The 21,697-nt window shown below is 68.4% G+C and carries 24 protein-coding genes and 1 tRNA gene; 6 read left to right on the plus strand and 19 right to left on the minus strand.

The window, feature by feature from the left end:
- Nucleotides 1-25: 25 nt before the first annotated feature.
- Nucleotides 26-116: transfer RNA gene (locus QNJ30_01765), tRNA-Ser, on the plus strand.
- A 57-nt stretch (nt 117-173) separates the two neighbouring features.
- On the opposite strand, the gene QNJ30_01770 is transcribed toward QNJ30_01765, so the two are convergent.
- The 3 genes from QNJ30_01770 to QNJ30_01780 all read right to left on the minus strand — a co-directional run bounded on the left by QNJ30_01770 (nt 174) and on the right by QNJ30_01780 (nt 2,642).
- On the minus strand, nt 174-749 hold the full coding sequence (locus tag QNJ30_01770) for a PA14 domain-containing protein (protein MDJ0942163.1): 576 nt from the start codon (nt 747-749) through the stop codon (nt 174-176).
- A 265-nt stretch (nt 750-1,014) separates the two neighbouring features.
- Nucleotides 1,015-1,638, minus strand: a complete 624-nt coding sequence (locus tag QNJ30_01775; GenBank protein ID MDJ0942164.1) for a hypothetical protein — start codon at nt 1,636-1,638, stop codon at nt 1,015-1,017.
- A gap of 134 nt (nt 1,639-1,772) precedes the next feature.
- Nucleotides 1,773-2,642 carry a DMT family transporter gene (locus QNJ30_01780; protein ID MDJ0942165.1) on the minus strand — a complete coding sequence of 290 codons (870 nt, stop codon included), beginning with the start codon at nt 2,640-2,642 and terminating at the stop codon, nt 1,773-1,775.
- Between the two features lie 197 nt (nt 2,643-2,839).
- Between QNJ30_01780 and QNJ30_01785 the strand changes: the two genes are divergently transcribed.
- Nucleotides 2,840-3,172, plus strand: coding sequence for a hypothetical protein (locus QNJ30_01785; GenBank protein ID MDJ0942166.1), 333 nt, complete (start codon nt 2,840-2,842; stop codon nt 3,170-3,172).
- Here QNJ30_01785 and QNJ30_01790 read toward each other — a convergent pair.
- The 10 genes from QNJ30_01790 to QNJ30_01835 all read right to left on the minus strand — a co-directional run bounded on the left by QNJ30_01790 (nt 3,115) and on the right by QNJ30_01835 (nt 12,140).
- A complete protein-coding gene (locus tag QNJ30_01790; GenBank protein ID MDJ0942167.1) occupies nt 3,115-3,501 on the minus strand; it encodes a VOC family protein in 387 nt (128 codons plus the stop codon). The genes QNJ30_01785 and QNJ30_01790 overlap by 58 nt on opposite strands.
- Before the next feature lie 71 nt (nt 3,502-3,572).
- The gene (locus QNJ30_01795) at nt 3,573-3,800 is read right to left on the minus strand and encodes a hypothetical protein (GenBank protein MDJ0942168.1); all 228 of its coding nucleotides are present in this window, start codon (nt 3,798-3,800) and stop codon (nt 3,573-3,575) included.
- A 90-nt stretch (nt 3,801-3,890) separates the two neighbouring features.
- Entirely contained in the window at nt 3,891-4,466 is a 576-nt protein-coding gene (locus tag QNJ30_01800) for a hypothetical protein (protein ID MDJ0942169.1), read from the minus strand.
- Between the two features lie 4 nt (nt 4,467-4,470).
- On the minus strand, nt 4,471-5,736 hold the full coding sequence (locus QNJ30_01805) for an acetamidase/formamidase family protein (GenBank protein MDJ0942170.1): 1,266 nt from the start codon (nt 5,734-5,736) through the stop codon (nt 4,471-4,473).
- A gap of 286 nt (nt 5,737-6,022) precedes the next feature.
- A complete protein-coding gene (locus QNJ30_01810; protein MDJ0942171.1) occupies nt 6,023-6,691 on the minus strand; it encodes a cyclase family protein in 669 nt (222 codons plus the stop codon).
- Nucleotides 6,654-8,099 (minus strand): homoserine dehydrogenase, encoded by a 1,446-nt coding sequence (locus QNJ30_01815; protein MDJ0942172.1) that lies wholly within the window; start codon nt 8,097-8,099, stop codon nt 6,654-6,656. Before QNJ30_01815 ends, QNJ30_01810 begins: the two co-directional genes overlap by 38 nt.
- A 93-nt stretch (nt 8,100-8,192) precedes the next feature.
- A complete protein-coding gene (locus tag QNJ30_01820; GenBank protein ID MDJ0942173.1) occupies nt 8,193-9,218 on the minus strand; it encodes a 4-hydroxythreonine-4-phosphate dehydrogenase PdxA in 1,026 nt (341 codons plus the stop codon).
- 9 nt (nt 9,219-9,227) lie between these two features.
- Complete coding sequence (locus QNJ30_01825) at nt 9,228-10,511, minus strand: TRAP transporter large permease (GenBank protein ID MDJ0942174.1); 1,284 nt, start codon at nt 10,509-10,511, stop codon at nt 9,228-9,230.
- Nucleotides 10,508-11,062, minus strand: coding sequence for a TRAP transporter small permease subunit (locus QNJ30_01830; GenBank protein MDJ0942175.1), 555 nt, complete (start codon nt 11,060-11,062; stop codon nt 10,508-10,510). Before QNJ30_01830 ends, QNJ30_01825 begins: the two co-directional genes overlap by 4 nt.
- Nucleotides 11,063-11,138: 76 nt before the next feature.
- Nucleotides 11,139-12,140: a TRAP transporter substrate-binding protein gene (locus tag QNJ30_01835; protein MDJ0942176.1), complete on the minus strand. Its 1,002-nt coding sequence runs from the start codon at nt 12,138-12,140 to the stop codon at nt 11,139-11,141.
- 292 nt (nt 12,141-12,432) lie between these two features.
- On the opposite strand from QNJ30_01835, the gene QNJ30_01840 reads away from it, so the two are divergent.
- The gene (locus QNJ30_01840; protein MDJ0942177.1) at nt 12,433-13,167 is read left to right on the plus strand and encodes a GntR family transcriptional regulator; all 735 of its coding nucleotides are present in this window, start codon (nt 12,433-12,435) and stop codon (nt 13,165-13,167) included.
- Between the two features lie 196 nt (nt 13,168-13,363).
- On the opposite strand, the gene QNJ30_01845 is transcribed toward QNJ30_01840, so the two are convergent.
- From QNJ30_01845 to QNJ30_01870, 6 genes are read right to left on the minus strand one after another with little or no spacing between them, the layout of a single operon-like run.
- Nucleotides 13,364-13,729 carry a DUF6285 domain-containing protein gene (locus QNJ30_01845; GenBank protein ID MDJ0942178.1) on the minus strand — a complete coding sequence of 122 codons (366 nt, stop codon included), beginning with the start codon at nt 13,727-13,729 and terminating at the stop codon, nt 13,364-13,366.
- Entirely contained in the window at nt 13,726-14,748 is a 1,023-nt protein-coding gene (locus tag QNJ30_01850; protein ID MDJ0942179.1) for a phosphotransferase family protein, read from the minus strand. The genes QNJ30_01845 and QNJ30_01850 overlap by 4 nt, the downstream gene beginning before the upstream one ends.
- A complete protein-coding gene (locus tag QNJ30_01855; protein MDJ0942180.1) occupies nt 14,745-15,944 on the minus strand; it encodes an acyl-CoA dehydrogenase family protein in 1,200 nt (399 codons plus the stop codon). The genes QNJ30_01850 and QNJ30_01855 overlap by 4 nt, the downstream gene beginning before the upstream one ends.
- Nucleotides 15,945-15,963: 19 nt before the next feature.
- The gene (locus QNJ30_01860; GenBank protein ID MDJ0942181.1) at nt 15,964-16,743 is read right to left on the minus strand and encodes a glucose 1-dehydrogenase; all 780 of its coding nucleotides are present in this window, start codon (nt 16,741-16,743) and stop codon (nt 15,964-15,966) included.
- Nucleotides 16,740-17,057, minus strand: a complete 318-nt coding sequence (locus tag QNJ30_01865; protein MDJ0942182.1) for a hypothetical protein — start codon at nt 17,055-17,057, stop codon at nt 16,740-16,742. Before QNJ30_01865 ends, QNJ30_01860 begins: the two co-directional genes overlap by 4 nt.
- Complete coding sequence (locus QNJ30_01870; protein ID MDJ0942183.1) at nt 17,058-18,692, minus strand: acyl-CoA synthetase; 1,635 nt, start codon at nt 18,690-18,692, stop codon at nt 17,058-17,060. It lies immediately after the preceding gene.
- Nucleotides 18,693-18,810: 118 nt separating this feature from the next.
- On the opposite strand from QNJ30_01870, the gene QNJ30_01875 reads away from it, so the two are divergent.
- From QNJ30_01875 to QNJ30_01885, 3 genes are all read left to right on the plus strand, one after another.
- Nucleotides 18,811-19,464 carry a DsbA family oxidoreductase gene (locus QNJ30_01875; protein ID MDJ0942184.1) on the plus strand — a complete coding sequence of 218 codons (654 nt, stop codon included), beginning with the start codon at nt 18,811-18,813 and terminating at the stop codon, nt 19,462-19,464.
- A gap of 419 nt (nt 19,465-19,883) precedes the next feature.
- On the plus strand, nt 19,884-20,624 hold the full coding sequence (locus tag QNJ30_01880; protein MDJ0942185.1) for a class I SAM-dependent methyltransferase: 741 nt from the start codon (nt 19,884-19,886) through the stop codon (nt 20,622-20,624).
- On the plus strand, nt 20,600-21,355 hold the full coding sequence (locus QNJ30_01885) for a hypothetical protein (GenBank protein ID MDJ0942186.1): 756 nt from the start codon (nt 20,600-20,602) through the stop codon (nt 21,353-21,355). Before QNJ30_01880 ends, QNJ30_01885 begins: the two co-directional genes overlap by 25 nt.
- The last annotated feature ends 342 nt before the right edge of the window (nt 21,356-21,697 follow it).

The following is a 21,697-nucleotide window of genomic DNA, read 5'->3' on the forward strand; positions in this document are numbered from 1 at the left end:
GCTTGCTACCTAGTCCCCTCCCAGCGGATGGGTGGCCGAGCGGTTGAAGGCACCGGTCTTGAAAACCGGCAGGGGTTAACAGCTCCTCGTGGGTTCGAATCCCACCCCATCCGCCAAGGCCCCTCCGGAACGCCCGGAAAAAAGCCAAGGTCGGCAGCGCCTCGCTGCCGCCGCTAACCCGGCCGGTGCGCCAGGACCTTGCCCGGGACCAGCGGCATCCGGCCTTCGGTGCCGGGCGTCAACCAGTGGAACATCAGGGTCGAGGTGTTCTTGCGCTCGAAATAGCGGATCGTGATCGGATACCACCCCGGGGTCTCGACCTCGACGCTGCCGATATCCGAGAAACGGTCGGCGTGCACGTCCGGGTCCTCGACCACCATCTGGCCGTCGATCTCGAGCCGCACCCCGTCGTTCGATTCGAAGGCAAAGGAGTACTTGCCGGGCGTATCGAGCAGGATATAGCCGGTCATCTTTGCGCCCACGCCGTCGTCGGAATTGCTGGTCAGCACCTTGCCCTGACCGACCCGGCTCTTCAGCTCGAGGATTGGCTCGCCCGGCGTGCCGTCCCTGTACTCTTCCCATTCGACGAGCTCCCGAATGTGACGGAAGTAGTGGCCGTAATAGACCACCGCGAGCCCTGGTTTCAGCTCTTCGGGCGCCGGTTGCGGATCCGCCGGGCTGATCGATGCGGCCTGGGCCGCCGCCGTGCCGAGGGTCACGAAGAGAACGGCCGCTGCCGGCCACCTCACGAGGTTTCTCATGTCAGTCCGGTCCTCTTTGACTCGTTACAACCTGAATGCAGTCGCTCTTCCGGAAGTCCCCCGCACGGACAGTCCATCCGGTCGGCCTCGGGGCAGAATAACGCGCTCGGCCGGCCCCGAGAAGTGAAGAGGCCGCGCCAAGGGTAGAGGGCTTCCGATGCCGGGCGCCACCCGACTTGGCTCGGGCCTGGCTCCCCCTCCCGTCCCCGAACGGCCGGGCATGCCCAGGGCGCGCTCCGCCCGGCCGCGGGCTTCACTCCCGGGGCCAGTCCCCCTCGGGCAGGACGCCCAGCGCCTTCGCCGTGTCGATCAGGCTGTGCTCGTCGAGCAGGGCCCCGGCGCCGAGCTGGCGGAGCTTGGCATCGCTCTTGGCCTGGCGCCGCTCGAGCGACTTGGCGGCCAGCCGCTCGCCCACGGCCGCCTTGGCCGCGGCGTCGAGCGCCTTGCCTTCCCGCTCGATCGCCCGCCGGAGCTCTGCGTCGTCCCAGGTCCGGTAGGCCTCGAGCACCCTGCGCTCGCCTTCAAGGGCCGCCAGCGCGGCGCGGAGCTGCCGGGCGCGCGACCGGAGCCAACGCTTGCGGCTCTGCAGGGCCCCCCGCTCGATCCGAGCCTCCCAGGCCAGCTCGCCGTCCCGACCTCCGTCCAGCGATGCCGCAGCCCGCGCGACGGATTTCGCGTCGGCTTCGATAACCCGGCAGAGCTCTTCGAGCCTGGCCGTGACGGCAACCACGCGGGCCAGGGCTTGATCCGCGCTCTCGGCGCCGTGCAGGTTGGCGAGGGTTCGCTGCCGCGGCCGGCCCCGGTCGTCCCGGAAGCTCTCCATCAGGGTGGTGACCAGGGTCCCGCCGGCTGTCGTTCTGCGTCTGACGAAGGCCATGGCAGCTCCGCCCGGAAACGTTGTAGTGACTTGGAAGCATATTTTATGCGTCACTACAAGCGCCGCGAGTGCACAGGCCCCTTCAACGCGGCGAGAAGGCCCGTAGGATGGAAGTTCCACGTCCTGTCGCCCGCTCAGGGCGACGTCGGAGCGGCGGGCGGTGCCGGCACCGCGTCACGCTTGCGCAGCTGGCTTTCGCGATAGGCGATGTAGCTGGTGCTGATCACGATGATCGCGCCGCCGAGCCAGATGAAGGCGTCCGGCAGCTCCGCGAAGAGGAGGTACCCGAGGATCGTCACCCAGATCAGCTTCAGGAAGTCGAAGGGCATGACCGCACCGGGCTCCGCTTCCTTCAGGGACTGGGCCAGGGCGAGCTGCGCCAGGGTGCCGAGGATGCCGATGACCAGCAGCCAGGCAAGGGCCGCCAGCGACGGCGTGCGCCAGACCAAAAGCGCGGGCAGGAAGGACAGTAGCGCCAGGAGGACGTTCATGTAGGCGGTGATTGTCAGGCTCGACTCGCTCCGACCCAGGACCCGAATGACGATCATGGTCGCCGCCCAGAGCACGGCCGCGACCAGGGTCAGGACGGAGCCGAGGTCGATGCCCTGGAGCCCCGGGCGCAGGATCACAACGGTGCCGAGAAAGCCGAGCAGGATCGCGGTCCAGCGCCGGAGGTGAACCCGCTCGCGCAGCAAGACGACACTCAGGACCGCAGCGAAGATCGGCGCCGTGAAGGCCAGGGCGGTGACCTGAGCGATCGGGGTCAGGGTGAGCGCGGTGAAGAAGGACAGCATGGCGGCCACATTGAGCAGCGCCCTGAGACCGTGCAGGCCCAGGCGGCGCGTACGGAACACGGCCAACCCGGTCGTCAGCATCAGTGGCAAGAAGACCACCAACCCGAAGGCGTTGCGGAAGAAGGCGATCTGGAAGGGATGCAGCTCGGCCGAGACGTAGCGGACGAGAACGTGCATGGCGGCGAAGCCGACGGTCGAGGCCACCATCAAGAGGATGCCACGGCTGGTCGGCGTAAGAGCCGCCCAGCTCCCGCCAGCGGCGGGCGCCGTCTCTCCCGGCGCTGTGGTCCCGCTCTCGCCCTCCGGCCGCTGACCGTCCAAGCGCCGCCCCCCCGCCTTGATCCCATCAAGGACTTACCATAGAAGCGCCACACTGCCCTCCCAGATAATCGCTTCAAGGAGCGCGCATGACCGCTTTCGTCGCCTACGTCCCGATCTACAAGACAAGGCTGGGCTCACCGTCCAAAGGCCTGATGAAAAGGCGTTTCCAGGTTCGCGACTTCGTCTGCGATCGGGGCCGCCTGCTGGCCGAGTTCCTGGACGCGACCCGGCTCGGGACGCCGGAAAGCGTGGTCCTGCGCGAGGCCAGGCGCTTTGCCCGGGAGCACGAAGCGGTGCTCCTAATCGCCGCCGGCGGCCCGCTGCGGGTCGAGGCCTCTGCCGTCGGGCAGAGCCTGCCGGCTCAGGCGGACGGCGGGCCCTTGAGCTCGACCGTGTTGCCGTCCGGGTCCTCGATGTAGAGCGAAGGCCCGCTGCCCTCCGCTCCGTAGCGGGAGGCGACTTCGCCGACCGCGACCCCGTGGCCCTCCAGGTGGCGGCGTAAGGCCGCTTCGTCGAAGGGGTCGATGCGCAGGGCGAAGTGGTCCATGTTGCCCGTCCCGGCGTCAGGCGAGGACTCCGCGAGGATCAGGTCGATGAGGGACTCGCCCGCACGCAGCTGCACGAGCGATATGCTTTCGACGCGCCGTTCCTCGCGGCAGCCGAGCACGTCTTGGTAAAAGGCGATCGCGCGGTCGAGGTCGGCGACCCGCAGGACAACGTGGTCCAGGCGCCGGATGGAAAAGGCCATGGAGCGATCCTTCCAGGTGTGTCCGCCAAGCCCAGGATATCAGGATCCACTCCGGGAACTTCAACGACTCGTCACGGCAATAGAAAGCTCAAGGCTTCCTCCGCCGCGGCCAGGTGGTAGCCGACCTCTCCGGCGAACCAGAGCAGATCGAGCGAGGAGCTTGCGGCCAGGGAGTCCCAGCCGAGCTTCGCAACCAGCACCAGGAGGAGTGCCGAGAGCAGCCCCAGCTCGCCCAGCGGCCCCGGACGCCAGCGCCGTCGCTTGCCCTTCGAGGGCCCCTGTCGCCGTTTCCTGCTCATCGCCGGCCTCCGCCATCTCCTTCCGGACATGGTGTCCGACTGTGACGAAGCGAAGGCAGGACGGCGGCAAGCCCCGGGCGCGGCCGTTCTTTAGTGGCGATGCTCCGCACCATCCGTCGGCTCGGGGGCTGGCCCGGCCGGTTCCGGCTCGCCGGATAGGAAGACCACGACGCCGGGATGCAGGGGCAGGGCGGCGCCAGGTCCGGGATCCTCCGCACCGAGCGCTTCGGCCACACGGTAGGCGTGGGCCGCCGGAAAGGCCGCCCGGGCGACCAGCAGATGGTCCCCAGCCAGAACCTGCAGCAGGCGCAGGTCGATCGGGCCGTAGCCCTTGGACGCCCCCTCCCCGGTCCGCATATCCCGGGCGGTCTCGGCATCGACCACCGCAAGGTCCATCTGCCCGGTGCTGAGCAGGCTGGCCATGCGCTCCGCGCTGGCCGCCCGGCTGGGCCTCGCCCGGCTCTCCGGCAGGACCGCCGCCAGACGCTCGGCCAGGCCGCGGCACTTCGCATAGCCCTCTGGGTCCCGTTTGCTGGCCAGGATCATCAGGTGCCGCTTGCGATAGACGACCCACTGCCGGTAGGGCGTGTGAGCCGGCAGCAGCCCGGCGGCCGCAACGAGCAGGGCCGCGCGCCCCGCGACGCCCAGGAATCGGCGCCGTTCCATGGCCTTACTCCCCTTCGAAGACATCGAGGTTGAGGATCGCCGTGACCACGTAGTTGGGCACGTCGACCACCTGGCCGACCCGCAGGTCGACCGCCACGCTGGCCAGGATGTAGGCCTGCTCTCGGGTCAGGTTGTGCTCCTCGACCATGTAATCGATCATCTGGATCAGGGCGTCGCGCGCAGCCAGGGTCAGGCTCTCGGAAAGGTTCTCCAGGTCGGCGATCTTCTGGGAGTCGAGGTAGGTGTCGTAGACTGGGATCGTGCCCTTGTCCTTCAGCGGCAGGCCGACGGTGGCGTAGAAGTTCGACGGCATGGTCGCCTTGAGCTCCGCGCCGCCCTCGAAATGCGGCTGGCTGACATCCTCGGCCAGGTCCTCCAGCACCTCGGTGACCACGGTCACCCTGGCGCCCATCTCGATCGCCGTGCCCGAGACCTCGCCGTCGCCCTGGGCGTAGTGCACGTCGCCGACGAAGAGGCCGCAGCCGTCGACGAAGCAGGGCAGCAGCAGGGTCGTGCCGACCTGCATCTGCTTGACGTCCATGTTGCCACCGTTCTCGCGCGGCGGGATGGTGCGCAGGCACTTGTCCTTGTGGCTGCCCTCGGCGCCGCAGAGCGCCGCAGGCAGAGCGCCGGCCGGCAAGGGCATCAGAGCGATGCCGCCGGCCTCGGCCAGGGCGCCCTCACGGGCCAGCCAGGCCTCGACCTCCGACTCGCCCGGCAGCACGCCGACCGAGCCCATGAAGCCCTGGAAGGGCACCGCCACGCCTGGCATCTGGTCCGAGACTGCCTTCAGGCGACTGGTCTTCCAGTTGACGATGTAGGGGTCGGGGTAGAGGTCCCGCAGGAAGCCGAAGCCCGGCACGATCACGGTGTAGCCGTACTGGTCCGGCTCTATGTCGACCAGGGTCACGGCGAGGACGTCGCCGCGCTCGGCGCCCTCGATGAAGACCGGCCCGGTCATGGGATGCACCAGGGACAGGTCCAGGGCCGTGACGTCCTCGACCGTGGAGTCCAGGTCGAGGTCGCTGTCCAGGGCATCGCGGGTCTCGAACACGATGTAGTCGCCCGCCTCGGCCCGCGCTGCTGGCGGGATCGCCGGATGATAGCGGTTGAAGCACTTGGGATCGTCGGCGCAGTGAGCGCCGGTCTTCTCGACCACGACCCGGGTCTGCCAGGTCACGTCGCTGGTGTCGGCGACGGCGGCCGTGGACGAGGCGATCGTCACGGCAAAGGCCGCCAGGATGCCGGATAGCTTGAGATTGGACTGCATGTCTTCCTCCCCTGTTCCGGGCGCCGCGCATCGCGGGCCCGATCCTGGCCAAAGGCGCGTGCGCTCGCGCACAACGTCTCCGGTGGCACAGCGACGCCTTTCCAGGTTTCCTTGTGGTTCAAAGCTTAAGGCCAGGCCGTTCGGCTTCGCAAGGCGGACCCTGCGGTCGCGCGCCCGGCCGTTCCTGCATCCCTGCAGTTCGCGGCGGGACGAGCCCGGCAGACCGGCTCGGAGGTATTGAGATTCAATCGCTTGAGGAGCGGCCTTCGCTCGGCCGTCGAAGCCCTCAGGCGTCCGGCATCGCGATCGCACGGACGGGCGCGCCGTCGCTGTCCTCGATCTTGAGCGGCAGGCAGCAGAACCAGACGCGGTCCCGGTCGAGCGCCTGGGTGTTGACCAGGTACTCGATCAGCACCACGCCGTTGCGTAGCAGGACGTCGTGGGTGACCTGTTCCTCGATCGGCCGGACCTCGCCCTTCAGCAGCAGGCGGATCGGATAGTCCTGGGGGAAGTCGAAGCCGACCGCCCGCGGCTGCCGCTCGAGGAGCCACTCGGCGCCGTCGCGGGTGATGTAGGGCGCTTCGGTCCAGAACTCCGGGGTCTCAATAGAGCGCCGCGCGCCCCAGGCGGTCTTGAAGAGCGCGATATCGCCGGGCCGCAGGTGACCGGCGCGGGCCGCCAGCGCGGCCCCGTCCAGGGCCGTCTCCGGCGCGATGCCGGTGAAGTCCAAGACCGCCGCCTCGCCGATCGTGGTCTCCAGCGGGATGTCGCTGGTGGTCGGGCCGCCGGGCACCATGTGGCGCGGGCTGTCCATGTGGGTAAAGCCGTGGACCGTCCAGCCCAGGCGCGTGACCTGGAAGACGTCGCCCTTCTCCAGGTCGCCGCGGACACTCCGCTCGACCGGCCAGCGGAAGTGGTCAGCGATCGGCGTGCTGAGGTCTACGATTCGGGACATCGGCTAAGCTCCTGATATCCGTACAAAAGGTTCGTCCCTTGCCGGTCGGGTCACGAAAGGCTTCGTCCTGCCGCCGCCGCAGGGCCAGGAGGATCGAGTCCTCGGGCAAGGCCACGTCCGCGAGGGTGATCGTGGTCCCGGGCGCCAGGTCGCGTCGCAGTCTGGCCCCGGCCGCCAGGTAGTAGGGCAGCGGCGCCGAAGGGCCTAGGGGCGCTGCTGGAACCAGGCGGGGCGCCACGCCGGGCAGCGCATGGCGTTCGCCGAGCGCCAGGACCTGCCCCTCGGTCAAGGCTTCGGCGGTCACGCCGGCCAGGTCGACGCGCGGACGCGGCAAGGGTCCTCGTCTCCGCGGCTCGACCGTCTCCAGCAGGGAGATTGCCGCCTCGGCGCCGAGCAGATGCACCGGGTTGTGAACCATCAGGCGACGGCCGTCGCGGCTGACCGGCAGGCCCTTCGCCGCCAGCAGCGCGCCGAGCTCGGGGTCGCAATCGACGACCGCGAAGACCCCGCCCGCGAAGCCGAGCTCGTCGCGCCGGCGCAGGCAGACGAAGGCAGCGACGCGACCGGCGCACGCCAGGATGCCGCCGCCATCGGTCTCGCGAAAAACCTCGGGCAGCTCGCCCGGCCTGAGGAAGGGCGCGTGCATTTCGGGACGGTCGGGCGCCAGATCCGACCAGTTGGCGACGATCCCCAGCTCGCAGAGATCCGGCACGGTCTGCCGGATCGCACCGGCCAGGCAATCCGCCCGGCCGGACAGCGTTGCGGCCACCGCATCCGGGTCGAGCTCCCAGAAGCGCCTCAGGTTTGGGGTGTCTAGCCGCTGCCCCCTGCACTCGGCGGTGCCGAGACTGGGGTCCGCGACCACGTCGTGCTCGGTCGCCTTGCCGGCCGCCACGATTGGGAAGCCCAGGGTCCTGAGGTGCGCGCAGAGCTTGATCAGAAGGCTGGGCTGATCGCCGTCGACCAGGGTGTAGCTCCGGCCCGCTTCAGCCGCGAGGCGGGCCAGGATCGGCCCGACCACGATGTCGGTCTCCTTGGTGACCATGGCGACGTGTTGGCCCGCCCCGATGGCCGCCAGGGCGTGGCGGGCCCCGGCCTCGGGCTGGCCGGTCGCCTCGACCAGGAGGTCGACCGGCAGACCCGCCAGGGCGTCCGCGTCGTCGGTGATCAGGATCCGACCCGGCACAAGCTCGGCCCCGGTATCGCCGCCCGGACCGGCCCGGAGGATCTCGTCATCGTCGAAGCCCGCCGCCTTCGCCGTAGCTATCGCCCGCCCCGGATCAAGATCGCAGAGCACCTGGATCGACAGCCCTGCGAGCCTGCGCGACTGCGTAAGCAACGTACGGCCGAACGCGCCGGCGCCGACCAGGGCGGCGCGCAGGGGCGGGTTGGCCTCGTTGGTCGCCACGGCTGCGGATCCTCGAGGGTTTCGGCACTGCGTTCAAACGCGCCGGAGACTATAGATCGGGCGCGGCGCCGAAGTCACACCGGCGAGACCGGATCACGCCGCGGCGCCCCTGCCCGTTCCGTGGCCGCTTCGGCCCTGGGCCAGGCGCACCACGGTCATGAAGGCCCGGCGGGCCGGTTCGACCTCGGCCTTGTTCTGCCCGACGATGTCGAAGGCGGTGCCGTGGGCCGGCGTGGTGATGGGAAACGGCAGGCCGGCGAGGACCGAGACACCCATGTGGAAGCCGAGCAGCTTGATCGCGATCTGGCCCTGGTCGTGGTACATGCTGACCGCGCAGTCGTAGTGGCCGTCACGGACCTTGAGGTAGAGCGTGTCGGAGGGGAAAGGCCCCTCGCAGGCGATCTGAAGTTTCTGGGCCTGCTGCACCGCCGGGGCGATGATCTCGATCTCCTCGCGGCCGATGTTGCCGCCTTCGCCGGCGTGGGGATTGAGCGCCGCCACCGCGATTCGCGGCCGGTCGAAGCCTGCGGCCCGCAGGGTCTCGTCGGCCAGCTTGATCGAGGCCACGATCTCCGCCGTCGTGAGCTGGTAGGCGACCTCCTTCAGGGGGATGTGCGAAGTCACGCGGGCGTTCCACATGCCGTCGATGACGTTGAACTCGCTGACCCGCCCCCGGTGGCCGATCCGCGCCTTCGCCCACTGGGTCTCGTCCTCGACGCCGAGCCCCGCCCGGTGCAGGGCGTCCTTGTTGAAGGGCAGGAAGCAGAGGCCATCCGCCCGGCCCTCGGCGCAGAGATCGAGGGCCAGGCCGTAGCCGGCCAGCACGGCCTCGCCTGCGGCCTTAGAAACCTCGCCCGGCCGGAGCGTCTCGAAGCCCGCAATCGGCAGGTCGAGCAGGTTCGGCCTCTCGTCCGAGAAGTCCGCCTCGCCCGCCGCCGAGATCAGGCGCGGCTCCAGGGTCACACCGGCGACCTGGCAGCCGTTCTCTAAGACCCGCCGGTCCGAGATGACCAGGATGTTGGCCGCGGCGCGCAGCTCCTCGATGGCCAGCAGCTTGGCCAGCAGCTCGGGCCCGATGCCGGTCGCGTCACCCTGAAGCAGTGCAATGGTCGGTTTCATGATCCAGGCCTATCGGTAGAAGATCTCGACGAGAGTCATGGGAACGAAGGGGACATAGGTCACTAGAAGGAGCAACGCGAGCAGGACCAGAATGAAGGGGAGGTTGGCCTTGGTGGCGTCCCAGATCTCCGTCCTGGCGATGGTGCAGGCCGTGACCAGCACGCTGGCGACCGGGGGCGTCTGCTGGCCGATCGCCAGGTTGAGGGTCAGGATGATACCGAAGTGCACCGGGTCGATCCCGACCGCGTGGACCAGCGGCAGGACGATCGGCACGACCAGGATGATCGCTGCGGCGCCGTGCAGGAACATGCCCAGGACCAGCAACAGGACGTTGAGCATCAGCAGCACCAGGATCTTGCTGGTCGTGGCCTCGGTGATCGCCCGGGCCAGGCTCTGGGGCAGCTCGATCTCGGTCAGGTAGAGGCCGAGCACGGCGCTGGTCGCGACTAGCAGCATCACCACCGCGGTCTGGGTCACGCCCTCGACCAGCGCATGGTAGAACTGCCGCAGGTCGAGTTCCCGGTAGACGAAGGCACCGATGAGCAGGGCCGCCACCACGGCCAGCCCCGCCCCCTCGGTCGCGGTGACAACCCCGCCGAAGATGCCGCCCAGGATGATCACCGGCAACAGCAAGGCCCAGGCCGCGCCCTTGAAGGCGGCCCAGAGCCGCGCCAGCGAGAAGGCCTCCTCGCGCGGCAGGTCGTAGCGGACCGCCAGCCAGTGGCAGAGGCAGAGCATGGCGAAGCCGCCGAGCAAGCCGGGCACGATACCGGCGACGAAGAGCTGCACGATCGAGGTGTCGGCCAGAGCGCCGTAGAGGATCATCGGGATCGAGGGGGGAATGATGATCGCCAAAGAGGCCGAGGACGAGGTCACCGCCGCCGCCATGGTCGCCTTGTAGCGCCGTGCCTTCATCGCCGGGATCAGCACCGAGCCGATCGCGGCGACGTCGGCGACCGCCGAGCCGGAAATCTCAGCGAAGAACAGCGAGACCCCGACATTGACCATGGCCAGGCCGCCGCGGACGAAGCCGATGAGGGCCGAGACGAAGGCGATCAGCCGGCGCGAGATGCCGCCTGTGTTCATCAGGGCGCCGGCCAGGATGAACAGCGGGATGGCGATCAGCGGAAAGCTGGTCGCGCCGTCGAACATTGTCAGCGCCGCGTTGTAGAGGCCGAAGACCCCCTTGGAGGCCACCATGCCGACCAGTGCCACCGCGCAGATCGCCACCGCGATCGGCACGTTCAGCAGGATCAGGGCCAGGAGCCCGAGGAAGACCAGGAGGGCGGTCATGCCGCCGGGCCCCGCTGCGGCGCGTCGGCCCGCGCCCGCGCGATCTCCGTCTCGATCTCGACCGCGTCGGCGTCGCGCCCGCTCTGCAGGCGGCGCCAGGCCTCGGGGGTCGAGAGCCCCTGGGCCAGGACGAAGAGCAGGCAGCCGATCGGCACTACGGACTGGGTGAACTGAAGCGGGACCCAGTCGAGGGAGACCAGGGTCTCGCCGGCCATGACCCGGAGCACGTACCAGCCGGCGTAGGCGATCGATAGGAAGACCGCGTAGACCACCGCCTCCGCCAGAAGAAAGACCGGCACCCTGGCGCCGCGCGGCAATCCGAGCACCAACCCGGAGAAGCCCAGATGGCTGCGCCGCAGCGCCGCCAGCGCGGCACCATAGTAGGTCAGCCAGGCCAGCATCACCGAGGCGACCTCGTCGTACCAATGGAAGGACGAGTTGAAGACGTAGCGCGCCACCACCGCCGAGACCACGACCATCGCCAGGCTCACCAGCAAGGCGACCGTGATCGCCTCCAGCAGGCGATGCAGGACCGCCGCCGCGCGTTGCATCCCGCTCCTCCGGTCAGGCCGGCCAAAAAAACGGGGACGCCGCTAGGTTCGATTGCGGCGTCCCGTCAAGGTCGGCTCAGGGACTCTCCGCCAGGGCAAGCGCCTTGTCGATCAGCGCCTTGCCGCTGGGGACTTCACTCGAGAACTGGGCGTAGATCGGCTTGGAGGCCTCGACGAAGGCGGCGCGGTCGGCGACGTTCAGCTTCATCCCGGCACCGACCAGCTTGTCCTTCAGGCTCTGGTCGCCATCCGCACCCTTGCTGCGGGCCCAGAGCGCCATTTCCGCGGCCGTGTCCGTCAGCACCTCCTGGATATCGGGATCGAGCTGCGAGAAGGCCGCCTTGCCCGCGGTCGGATAAGCCGGGCTGTAGACGTGGCCGGTGACCGACAGATAGCTCTGCACCTCGGCGAACTTGGCCGACCAGATGTTGGTGTAGGGGTTCTCCTGGCCGTCGATCACGCCGGTCTGCAGGGCGACGAAGACCTCGGAGAAGGCCATCGGCGTCGGGTTGGCGCCCCAGGCCTCGAACATCTTGACCCGCCACTTCGACTTCGGCGTGCGCAGCTTGATCCCGTCCAGGTCCGCCGGGGTAGCGATCGGCCGCTTGTTGTTGGTGATGTGGCGGACCCCGTTCTCCCAGACCGCCAGCACCTGGTAGCCCTTGGCCTCCGCGGCCGGGGCGATCTCGGGCCAGAAGACGTCCTTCTCGATGCGCGCGACGTGGTCCCGGTCCTTGACCAGGAAGGGCATGTCGAAGAGCCCGAACTCGTCGGCTACTGAGGACATGATCGAGCTGGGCAGCGCGATGTGAACCGTGCCCAGCTTCAGCTTCTGCATCAGCTCCTTGTCCTTACCGAGCTGAGCGGAATCGAAGAGCTTCACCGTCGCCTTGCCGGCCAGCCGTTCGTTGGCGCGCTTGGTGAATTCGGCGGCGGTCATCTGCTGCAGCGAGCCGGTCTTGGCGCTGATCGCGAAGACGATCTCCTGCTCGGCGCGGGCCGAGCCGCCGAGATCTGCTAGGGCGATGGCAACGATGCCGAAAAGGGCGCCCGTCAAGGCGCGCCTGGTCATGAACATGGCTTCCTCCCGCTTCTCAGAGCCGGCCGTTCCGCCGGAGTCGACCGGCCTCTGTTCTTGTTTCTTGACCGGCGCACCGTCAGATTGCATACCAAAATTGCGACTGTCAACGATCGCACGCAGAGGCGCGGCTCCTTTTTCCTCTGTTTTCGAACATATTATGCAATTATCTTTTGGTCATGCAGGAGACCCTTCATCCTGTGAGGCAAGTCGGGCCTTTTGGTATGCTATTTTTTTGCTGAAGCCGGCCGCCAAGCTTTCGCCTTTCGCCGTGACCGGGATAGACTGCGCCATGGATCGTGATACCCAGCCTTCCGACAGCGAGCTCGATCAGGGGGCCGTGCTCGAAGCCGGCACCGCCACACCAAGGCACCACACCCGGGCCGAGACCGTGGCCGAGCGGCTGCGCGACATGATCGCCCAAAACGTGCTGCAGCCGGGGGCCCGGATTCGCGAGCGCCACATCGGCGAGGCGCTGCAGGTCTCGCGGACACCGATGCGCGAGGCGCTGCGCATTCTGGCGGCCGAGCGGCTGGTCGATCTGCTGCCCAACCGGGGCGCGGTCGTCTGCGACCCCAGCCCGCGGGAGATCCGCGACCTCCTGAGCGTCCTGGCGACCCTGGAGGCGCTCGCCGGCGAGCAGGCCGCGGCCGCCGCGACGGATGCAGAGATCGCCGAGATCCGCGCCCTGCACTTCGAGATGCTCGCCGCTTTCGAGCGTCAGGACCGCCTCGCCTACTTCAAGCTCAACCAGGCGATTCACCGAGCCATCGTCGCCGCCGCGCACAACGCGCCCCTGGCCGAGCTCCACGCCCAGCTCAACGCCCGGCTCTACCGGGTGCGCTACCAGTCGAACCTGAACAACGCGAAGTGGCACAGCGCCATCGAGGAGCACGAGCAGATCTTGGCCGCCCTCACCGCCCGCGAAAGCGAGGCCCTGGCCCGTATCCTCCGCGCCCACCTCGGCAGCACCTGGGCCAAGGTCAGCGAGACCCTGGAGACCGACGCCGGCACGCCGCGACCCTGACCGGAGAGGCTACGTCGCTCGGACTGTGGAGATCTACCAGACGCCGGCCATAGGGGCGTCGCGCTTTACTCTACACTGGGGCCGCCACCCGCGCCGGAAGCTCTAACCAGGCCTTAGCTGAACCATGTATGGCGTTGCGGCCAAAGGTGGACGGTAGCTCGGCAAGGCGCTGCGCTGATCGACCTGCCTGCCTACCTCAAGTCTTGGCCTCTGCTTTGTCCACGACTCGAGGATCAGTCTCACGGAGCCGCCACTCCAAGCCTGAGCGCGCGAGTTCGAAGAGCGCGGTGCTGCCATCGAAGCGGCCGGCGCGGATGGCCTCGGCCAGCCGGCGGCGCAAATCCGGCTTGTCGCCCGTCGCGGTGCCCAGGAGCCCCGCGATCGCGCCCGTCTCGTCCTCGGGCGCCGCGTTCTCCAGCTCGCGCTCGGCCATGCCCAGGGCCGAGAGCACCATCAGGGCCTCCAAGCGCCGCTCCCTGGGCAGGGTCGGCAGCAGGTCGTCCTTGAGGACCGCCCGGGCGATGCGCAGCAGGGCCGCGCCCGAGGTCTGGTGCCGCTTCATGAGGCCGCGCTCCAGCGTTCCGGCGGAGTCAGGCGCAGGATCTCCCAGGCCAGGGTCTCGGCCCGGCGTCCGGTCAGGGCGAGGTCGAGGGACTCCTCGGCGCCCGAGGCGTGGCGCTGGCCCTGCTGCAAGGCGATGACCGCCCAGCGCAGGTGGGCCATGACCTCCCAGTAGGCGACCGCCTCGTGGTCGATCTCGCGTCCCGAGACGCGCCGGTAGCCGCGGTAGAAGGCCTCGCGCGGCCCGATGCCCCCGGCCTCCAGCGCGTCGCGACCGAAACGCCAGCACTTGGCGCAGAACCAGCCGAGGTCGCTCATGGGGTCACCCCAGGCGCAGAACTCCCAGTCCAGGACCGCGGTCAGACGGCCTCCGTCGACCATGTAATTCCCGGTCCGAAAGTCCTGATGCACAAGGACAAGCTCCCTCTCGGGCGGGGCGTTGAGCTCGCACCAGCGCAAGCCCCATTCCAGGGCCGGGTCCCACCACTCCAGGGCGTCCAGGTGAGACCGGTAGGCCGCCACCGCGGCCAGGGCCGGGCTGCCCTCGGGCAGCGGAAGAAAGTCCAGGTCGGGGCATGGCGGGGTGATGCCGTGGATCTTGCCGAGTTCCTCGCCCAGCCGTTCCGCCACCGCGGCGCCGTCACCCAGGAGCGCCGGCTCGCGGACCAGGCGATGGCCCTGGGCCTCGCCCTCGACCTTGCGCATGACGTAAAAGGGCCCGCCCAGAGCTCTGTCGAGGCTGAGAAAAAGCGGCTCCGGAACGGTCACTCCGGCCGCGAAGGCCGCGGTCAGCAGGGCGAACTCCTCGGCCTTGCCGTGGCTGACCGCGACCCCGGAGGGCGCGTCGCGGCGCAGCACCAGCTCTTGCCGGCCGGCCAGGCGCCCGCCGTCGAACTCGACCACTAGCAGGCGGTTGTCCTGGATCGCGCCGCCGGTCAGCTGGCTGTCGGAGACGACCCGGGCCGCTGACGCTCCGGCCGCCTCGGCGAGAAAGGCCTCCAGCGCACTCTGGTCGGTCACGCCCAGCCCCAGAAGTCCTGGCCTTCCTCGACCAGGAAGCGCGCCAGGACCATCTTGTGGACCTCGGAGGCGCCGTCGACCAGGCGCGCCTGGCGAGCGTAACGGTACATCCATTCCAGCACCGTGTCCTTGGAGTATCCCCGGGCGCCGCAGAGCTGGATCGCCGTGTCGACCGCCTTGTGCAGGGCCTCGGAGACCTGGATCTTGGCCATGGAGACCTCCTTGCGAGCGAAGTCGCCGGCGTCCAGCTTCAGCGCCGCCTTCATGGTCAAGAGCCGGCCGACCTCGATCGCCATGGCCGCCTCGCCCAGCATCCACTGCACGCCCTCCCGGTCCTTCAGCTTGCTGCCGAAGCTCTCCCGCTCCGAGACGTAGCCCGAGGCGATCTCCAGGGCCCGCTTGGCCATGCCCAGCCAGCGCATGCAGTGGGTCAGGCGGGCCGTGCCCAGGCGGATCTGGGTCACCTTGAGGCCGTCGCCAACCCCGAGCAGGCGGTTCTCGTCCGGGATCTCCAGGCCGTCGAAGGCCAGCTCGCAGTGACCGCCGTGCTCCTCCGGCCCCATGATCGGGATCCGCCGCAGGATCTCCCAACCCGGCTGGTCGCGGTCGAAGAGGAAGGCGGTCAGGCCCTTGCGGGGGTCGTCGGAGGTCTTGGCGACCAGGATGAAGTGCTGCGCCACCCCGGCCCCGGTGATGAACCACTTGCGGCCGCGAATGGTCCAGGCGCTGTTGCCCTTGCGCTCGGCCACGGTGCGCATGGCCGAGGGGTCGGAGCCGGCGCCGGGCGCGGGCTCGGTCATGGCGAAGGCCGAGCGGACCTCGCCGTCGACGATGGGCTGCAGCCAGCGCGCCTTCTGGTCCTCGCTGCCGATCTTCTGCAGGACGATCATGTTGCCGTCGTCCGGCGCCGCCGAGTTGAAGACCACGGGGCCGAAGATCGAGCGGCCCATCTCCTCGTAGCAGGCCGCCATGCCGGCGACGGGCAGGCCCTGCCCGCCCCGGTCCTTGGGCATCTGCAGCGCCCAGAGACCCTTGGCCTTGGCCTTGGCACGCAGCTCGTCCAGCAGGTCGAGGCGGATGTTCTCGTGGTCGTCATAGGCCTCGGGATCCGCCTCCAGCGGCAGGATCTCCGCGGCGACGAAGGTACGGATCCGCTGGCGCAGGTCCTCGATCTCGGCAGGCAGGGCAAAATCCATGAGCGGGCTCGCTTCGGGTTCAGATCACGGCGGACTGGCCGCCGTCGATGGCGATCACGCTGCCGGTCATGTAGCGCGAGGCCTCGGAGGCCAGCAGCAGCAAGGGACCGCTCAGCTCCTCCGGATCGCCGAAGCGGCGCTGCGGGATCCGCTTCAGCATGGCCTGACCGGCCTCGCTGGCGAGGTAGTCGCGGTTGAGGTCGGTCTCGAAGTAACCCGGCGCCAGGGCGTTGACCCGGATCCCGTCGCGGGCCAGGTCGCCGGCCAGGGAGCGGGTCAGGTTGACAACGGCGGCCTTGGAGGCGCAATAGGCCGGGATCCGCGCGGTTCCGACCAGGCCCAGGATCGAGGCGATGTTGATGATCGAGCCGCCGTGGCCCTGCTCGGCCATGTGGCGGGCTGTCTCCTGGGCCATGAGCCAGACGCCCTTGAGGTTGGTGGCGATCACCTTGTCCCAGTCCGCCTCCTCGACGTCGAGCGCGCGCCCCGGGGTCACCGTGCCGGCGTTGTTGACCAGGACCGAGAGGGCGCCGAGCTCGGTCTCGGCATGGACGACGCAATCGCGCACGCTCTGAGCGTCGGTCACGTCCAGGGCGACCGGGATCGCGCGGCCGTCGAAGCCCTGGACCTCCTCGCAGAGCTCGACCAGCTTCTCGACCCGCCGCGCCGCCACCGCCACCTTCATCCCGGCGCGGGCCAGGGTCAGCGCGAAATGCCGGCCCAGGCCGCTGGAGGCGCCGGTCACGATGGCCGCCTTGCCGTCCAATCCCGGCCAGGACGCCGGGCAGATCTCGGTCATAGTCTGATCCTCCTGCGTCGGCGGCCGAACCAGACGGAGCCGGCCGCCGCGGTGCCGGCGACCGCCAGGGCCGCGGGCCAATAGCTTGTCGCGATGGTCAGGGTGATCCAGCCGGCCTGCCAGAGGCCGAAGGACGAGCCGGTGCAGACCACCCAGGCCAGGAACCTGAGCCAGCGCCGGTCGGCCATGATCAGGGCCACCGAAGAGGTCGTGAAGACCACCAGCCAGGCGAAGAACAGGGCCAGCTGCTGCTCGCTGTAGGGGTTCAGCGAGGCTTCGAGCCCGATCCAGAAGTCGTTAATCCAATCAAACATCTAGGCGAGTCTCTTCGCCTTGTCTCGCAGGACGAATTTCTGGATCTTGCCGGTCGAGGTCTTGGGCAGCGGCCCGAAGACCACGGTCCTTGGCGCCTTGAAGCGGGCCATGTTGTCCTTGCAGAAGGCGATGATCTCCTCCGCCTCGACGTCCTGCCCGTCCTTCAGGGTGACGAAGGCGCAGGGCGTCTCGCCCCAGGTCCCGTCGGGCCGGGCCACGACGGCCGCCTCCAGGACCTTGGGATGGCGGTAAAGCGTCTCCTCGATCTCGAGGCTGGAGATGTTCTCGCCACCCGAGATGATCACGTCCTTGGCCCGGTCCTTGACCTCGATGTAGCCGTCGGGGTGCAGGACCGCGAGGTCGCCGGTGTGGAACCAGCCACCCTGGAAGGCGGCCTCGGTCGCCGCTGGGTTCTTCAGGTAGCCCTTCATCACCGTGTTGCCGCGCAGCATGATCTCGCCCAGGGTCTCGCCGTCGGCCGGCAGGGGCGCCAGGGTCTCGGGGTCGCGCACCGTGGCGTGCTCCAGGGTCAGCAGGGAGACCCCCTGGCGCGCCATCTTGGCCGAGCGCGCCTGCAGGTCCAGGCCGTCCCAGCCCTCCTGCCAGGCGCAGAGCGTCGCCGGGCCGTAGCACTCGGTGAGGCCGTACATGTGGATGACCCGGAAGCCCTGAGCCTCCATGGCCTCGATCACGGCGCTGGGCGGCGCCGCGCCCCCGGTGACGATCTCGACGGTCTGCTCGAAGGCCAACTTCACCTCGTCCGGGGCATGGATCAGCAGGTTCAGGATGATCGGCGCCCCGCACATGTGGCTGACACCCTCGTCGCGGATCAGCGGATAGATCAGCGCCGGGTCGACCCGGCGCAGGCAGACGTGGGTCCCGGCCGCCGCGGTCACCGCCCAGGTGTAGCACCAGCCGTTGCAGTGGAACATCGGCAGGGTCCAGAGGTAGACCGCCTGCGGGGTCAGGCCGAAGGCGATCAGGTTGCCGACCGCGTTCAGATAGGCGCCGCGGTGGTGATAGACCACGCCCTTGGGGTTGCCGGTCGTCCCGGAGGTGTAGTTGAGGCAGATCGCGTCCCATTCGTCCGCCGGCAGCACCGGGGAGAAGGCCGGATCGGCGCCGGTCAGGAAGGTCTCGTAGTCGGTCTCGCCGCGCAGGCTGCCGCCCTCTCCTTCCGGGTCGTCGATATCGATGACCAGGGGCCTGGTCTCCAGGCGCGCCAGCGCCGCCTCCACCACCTCGGAGAACTCCCGGTCGGCGATTAGCACCTTGGCGCCGCCGTGCTCCAGGATGAAGGCAATCGTCGCCGCGTCCAGTCGGGTGTTGAGCGCGTTCAGGACGCCCCCGGTCATGGGCACCCCGTAGTGGGCCTCCAGGAGCGGCGGGATGTTCGGCGCCAGGACCGCCACGGTATCGCCGTTGCCCACCCCTCGGGCCGCCAGGGCGCCGGCCAGGCGCCGACAGCGTTCCTCGAACTGGCGATAGGTAAAGCGCGCGGCGCCGTGAACCACGGCGAGCTTGTCCGGGTAGACCGCCGCCGCCCGCCGCAGGAAGCTCAGGGGCGTCAAGGCCGCGGAATTGGCCGGATTCCGGTCCAGGTCCCGGTCGAAGATCGAAGGCTCTGCTGGCATCCCGCCTCGGGTCACGCTTTCTTGTCTCGGCCCGGGCCCGGCGCTACAGACGCGCCGCATCCCGGGCGCTATGCTGGGATGACGATCATCCAAAGGTCAAGGCTCGCGGAGGACCGCCATGCGGCTGGACATCTTTTCCGACCCGATCTGCCCCTGGTGCTTCATCGGCAAGCGCCGCCTCGAGCGGGCCCTCGCCGCCCGGCCGGACCTCAAGATCGAGGTCCATTGGCGGGCCTTCCAGCTCAATCCCGAGATGCCGGCCGAGGGCATGGACCGCCAGATTTACCTGGAACTCAAGTTCGGCGGTCCCGCCGCGGCCCAGCGGATCTACGACACCATCGCCGAGGCCGGCGCCGGCGAGAAGATCCCCTTCGACTTCGGCGCCATCCGGCGCACCCCCAACACCGTGAACGCCCACCGCCTGATCCGCCGCGCCGGCTCCGAGGGCAAGCAGGACGCGGTGGTCGAGGCCTTGTTCGCCCGCTATTTCCTCGCGGGAGAGGACATCGGCGATTCGGCGGCCCTGATCGAGGTGGCCGAGGCGGCCGGCCTCGCCTCGGCGGGCCTGGAGGCCTTCCTGGCCGGCAGCGAGGAAAGCGAGGCCGTGCGCGACGAGGACTCCCTGGCCCGCCGCACCGGGATCCAGGGCGTGCCCACCTTCATCTTCGCCAACCGCTATGCGCTTTCGGGCGCCCACGAGCCGGAGGTCCTGTTGCAGATGTTCGAGCTCGCCGAGCAGGACGGCGCTATCGAGGTCGCCGCCGGTCCCTGAAGCGCCGGCCCTGCCGGTCCACCCTGGGCTTGGTTAAGACTGCGAGCGGTGCTAAGAGAGGCTTGCCGACGGACCGGAACGACGTCGAACGGCGCGGTAGAGCTGCGCATTCCGGTTCCTAGTGCCGTCGCAGGATCGACTCGGGCCCCCGCCGGACATGCAGGGCTCTCATACAATGACGTCTCAGGTGGCCGCTGCAAGCCCGGACGGGGAGCGCAGGCGGCCCGACCTCAGTGTTTTCGATAGGCCAGGCAAAGCCGGGGGTGCAATTGAAAGCTGCAAGTCGGATTGAGCAGGACCAGAAGCAACCGCTTTCGAGTCCGCCGCCAAAGCCGGAGGACGGTCCGCAGACCCAGGCCCCGTTCAAGGCGGGCAGGTCGCCCGATCTATCGACCAGAGCGCGGAAGATCCTCAGGCGCTTGGCGAATATTGCCCGCTTCGGCGTCGGTGAAGGCGGGCGGGCGCGCAAGCGGGCGGCAAAGGTCGCCGCTCGAGAAGCCGCCTTCGATACCGAGACCTGGCAGCACCAGTCGGACCTGGCGCAACGCAGCTATGCGTCCTACGCCGAGTATCTGGAACATCAGTCTAGCAAGCTGAGCCAGGTCGAGCACAGGCTCCACGAGACCTACGAGGTCGACCTCGCCGAGTTCCGGCGCCGCTTTGCGGACTGCGAGCCTCTGCGCGAGGCGCGCAACGTGCTTTGCCTTGCCGCCCGGCTCGGCACCGAGGTCCGGGCCTTGCACGATCTCGGGTTTTTCGCGGTCGGCATCGACCTCAATCCCGGCAAAGACAACGACTGCGTCCTCAAGGGCGACTTCCACCATCTGGTGTTCCCCGATGGCACGGTCGACGCGGTCTATTGCAACTCCCTCGACCACGTCATGGACCTCGAAAAGCTTCTCGGCGAGATCGACCGGGTCCTGCGCAGCGGCGGCCTCTTCGTTGCCGACCTGCTTCAGGGCTTCGAAGAGGGATTCACGCCCGGCAGGTTCGAGTCCATGATCTGGCGGAATCGAGAGGAGTTCATTCAAGAGATAGCGCAACGCAGTGGCTTCGATGTCGTGGAGGTCAGGGATCTGGGACACCACCGGCGTGACAACTGGGCGCAAGTCGTCTTCCGTAAGGGCGGTCCGGAATGTACTTCACCTACGACCACCTGAAGCTTCGCTACGAGCCATTTCCGATCGGACTCGCCAAACCGATTTTGGAGGAGTCCTTGTACCAGCAGCTGGTCGCCGCCTACCCGCCCGTCGAGCTGTTCAAGTACATACCCAAGATCGGGAAGAAGTACTCCCTGTCCGAGCGCTACCACGGCCGGCAATACAAGGAGTTTGTCCGCGCCTCTTCGGTCTGGCGCGACTTCCACGCCTGGATCAAGAGCCCGGACTTCATCCAGAGCGTCCTCGCTGCGCTGCGCCAGCGAAACGTCGATATCGGCTACAGCGAGCAGACAGGGTTCGGAAAGCAGGTGACGCGGGCGGTGAAGCGTCTGTCGAGCCTGAAGCTGCCGCAAGGTGAGCCGCGGCTGAACGCCCGCTTCGAATTCTCGATGCTGCCCGCCGACGGCGGCTCGGTCATTCCCCACACCGACGCGCCGAGCAAAATCGTCACCCTCGTGGTTTCGATGATACGCGGCGACGAATGGGACCCCGCCTTCGGCGGCGGCACCGACATCAATCGGCCGAAGGATGAGACACAGGTCTACAATCAGCTCAATCGCCAGGCGGATTTCGACGAGGTCGATGTGCTGGATTCCTTCGATTTCACGCCCAATCAGGCGGTGATCTTCGTCAAGACCTTCAACTCCTGGCATTCCGTCCGGCCCATGACCGGCGCGGGCTCGGAGGCCATGCGCAAGACCCTTACGATCAACATCGAGGCCGAGTCCTGATCGCCGGCGACGCCCAGGAGCTGACTGGCGTACCAGCGGCTGGTGGCTAATGCATCCCATACACGAGACCGGGCCAAGGTATCCAAGGGACCGGCTCTACATCAAACTGAGGCGCTTCAGGGGCAAGGTCACCGCCAGTCAAAACTGCTGCATTTCAGATACTTGCACGAGTCGATGACTCGCTCTGAGATTGACTCCCCGTGCCAGGAAGAATAGACCATTGAGCCGCTGGCGGACGTGCCGCATCGATGGCGGGACCCGGTCGATACACTCCCTCTCATCCGGCAGTATCGTGGCGTAGGCGCCGATTTCCCACGGGGTGGTAGTCATCTAGCCAAGGGC

It is taken from the genome of Kiloniellales bacterium (genome assembly GCA_030066685.1).
Taxonomy (GTDB): domain Bacteria; phylum Pseudomonadota; class Alphaproteobacteria; order Kiloniellales; family JAKSBE01; genus JAKSBE01.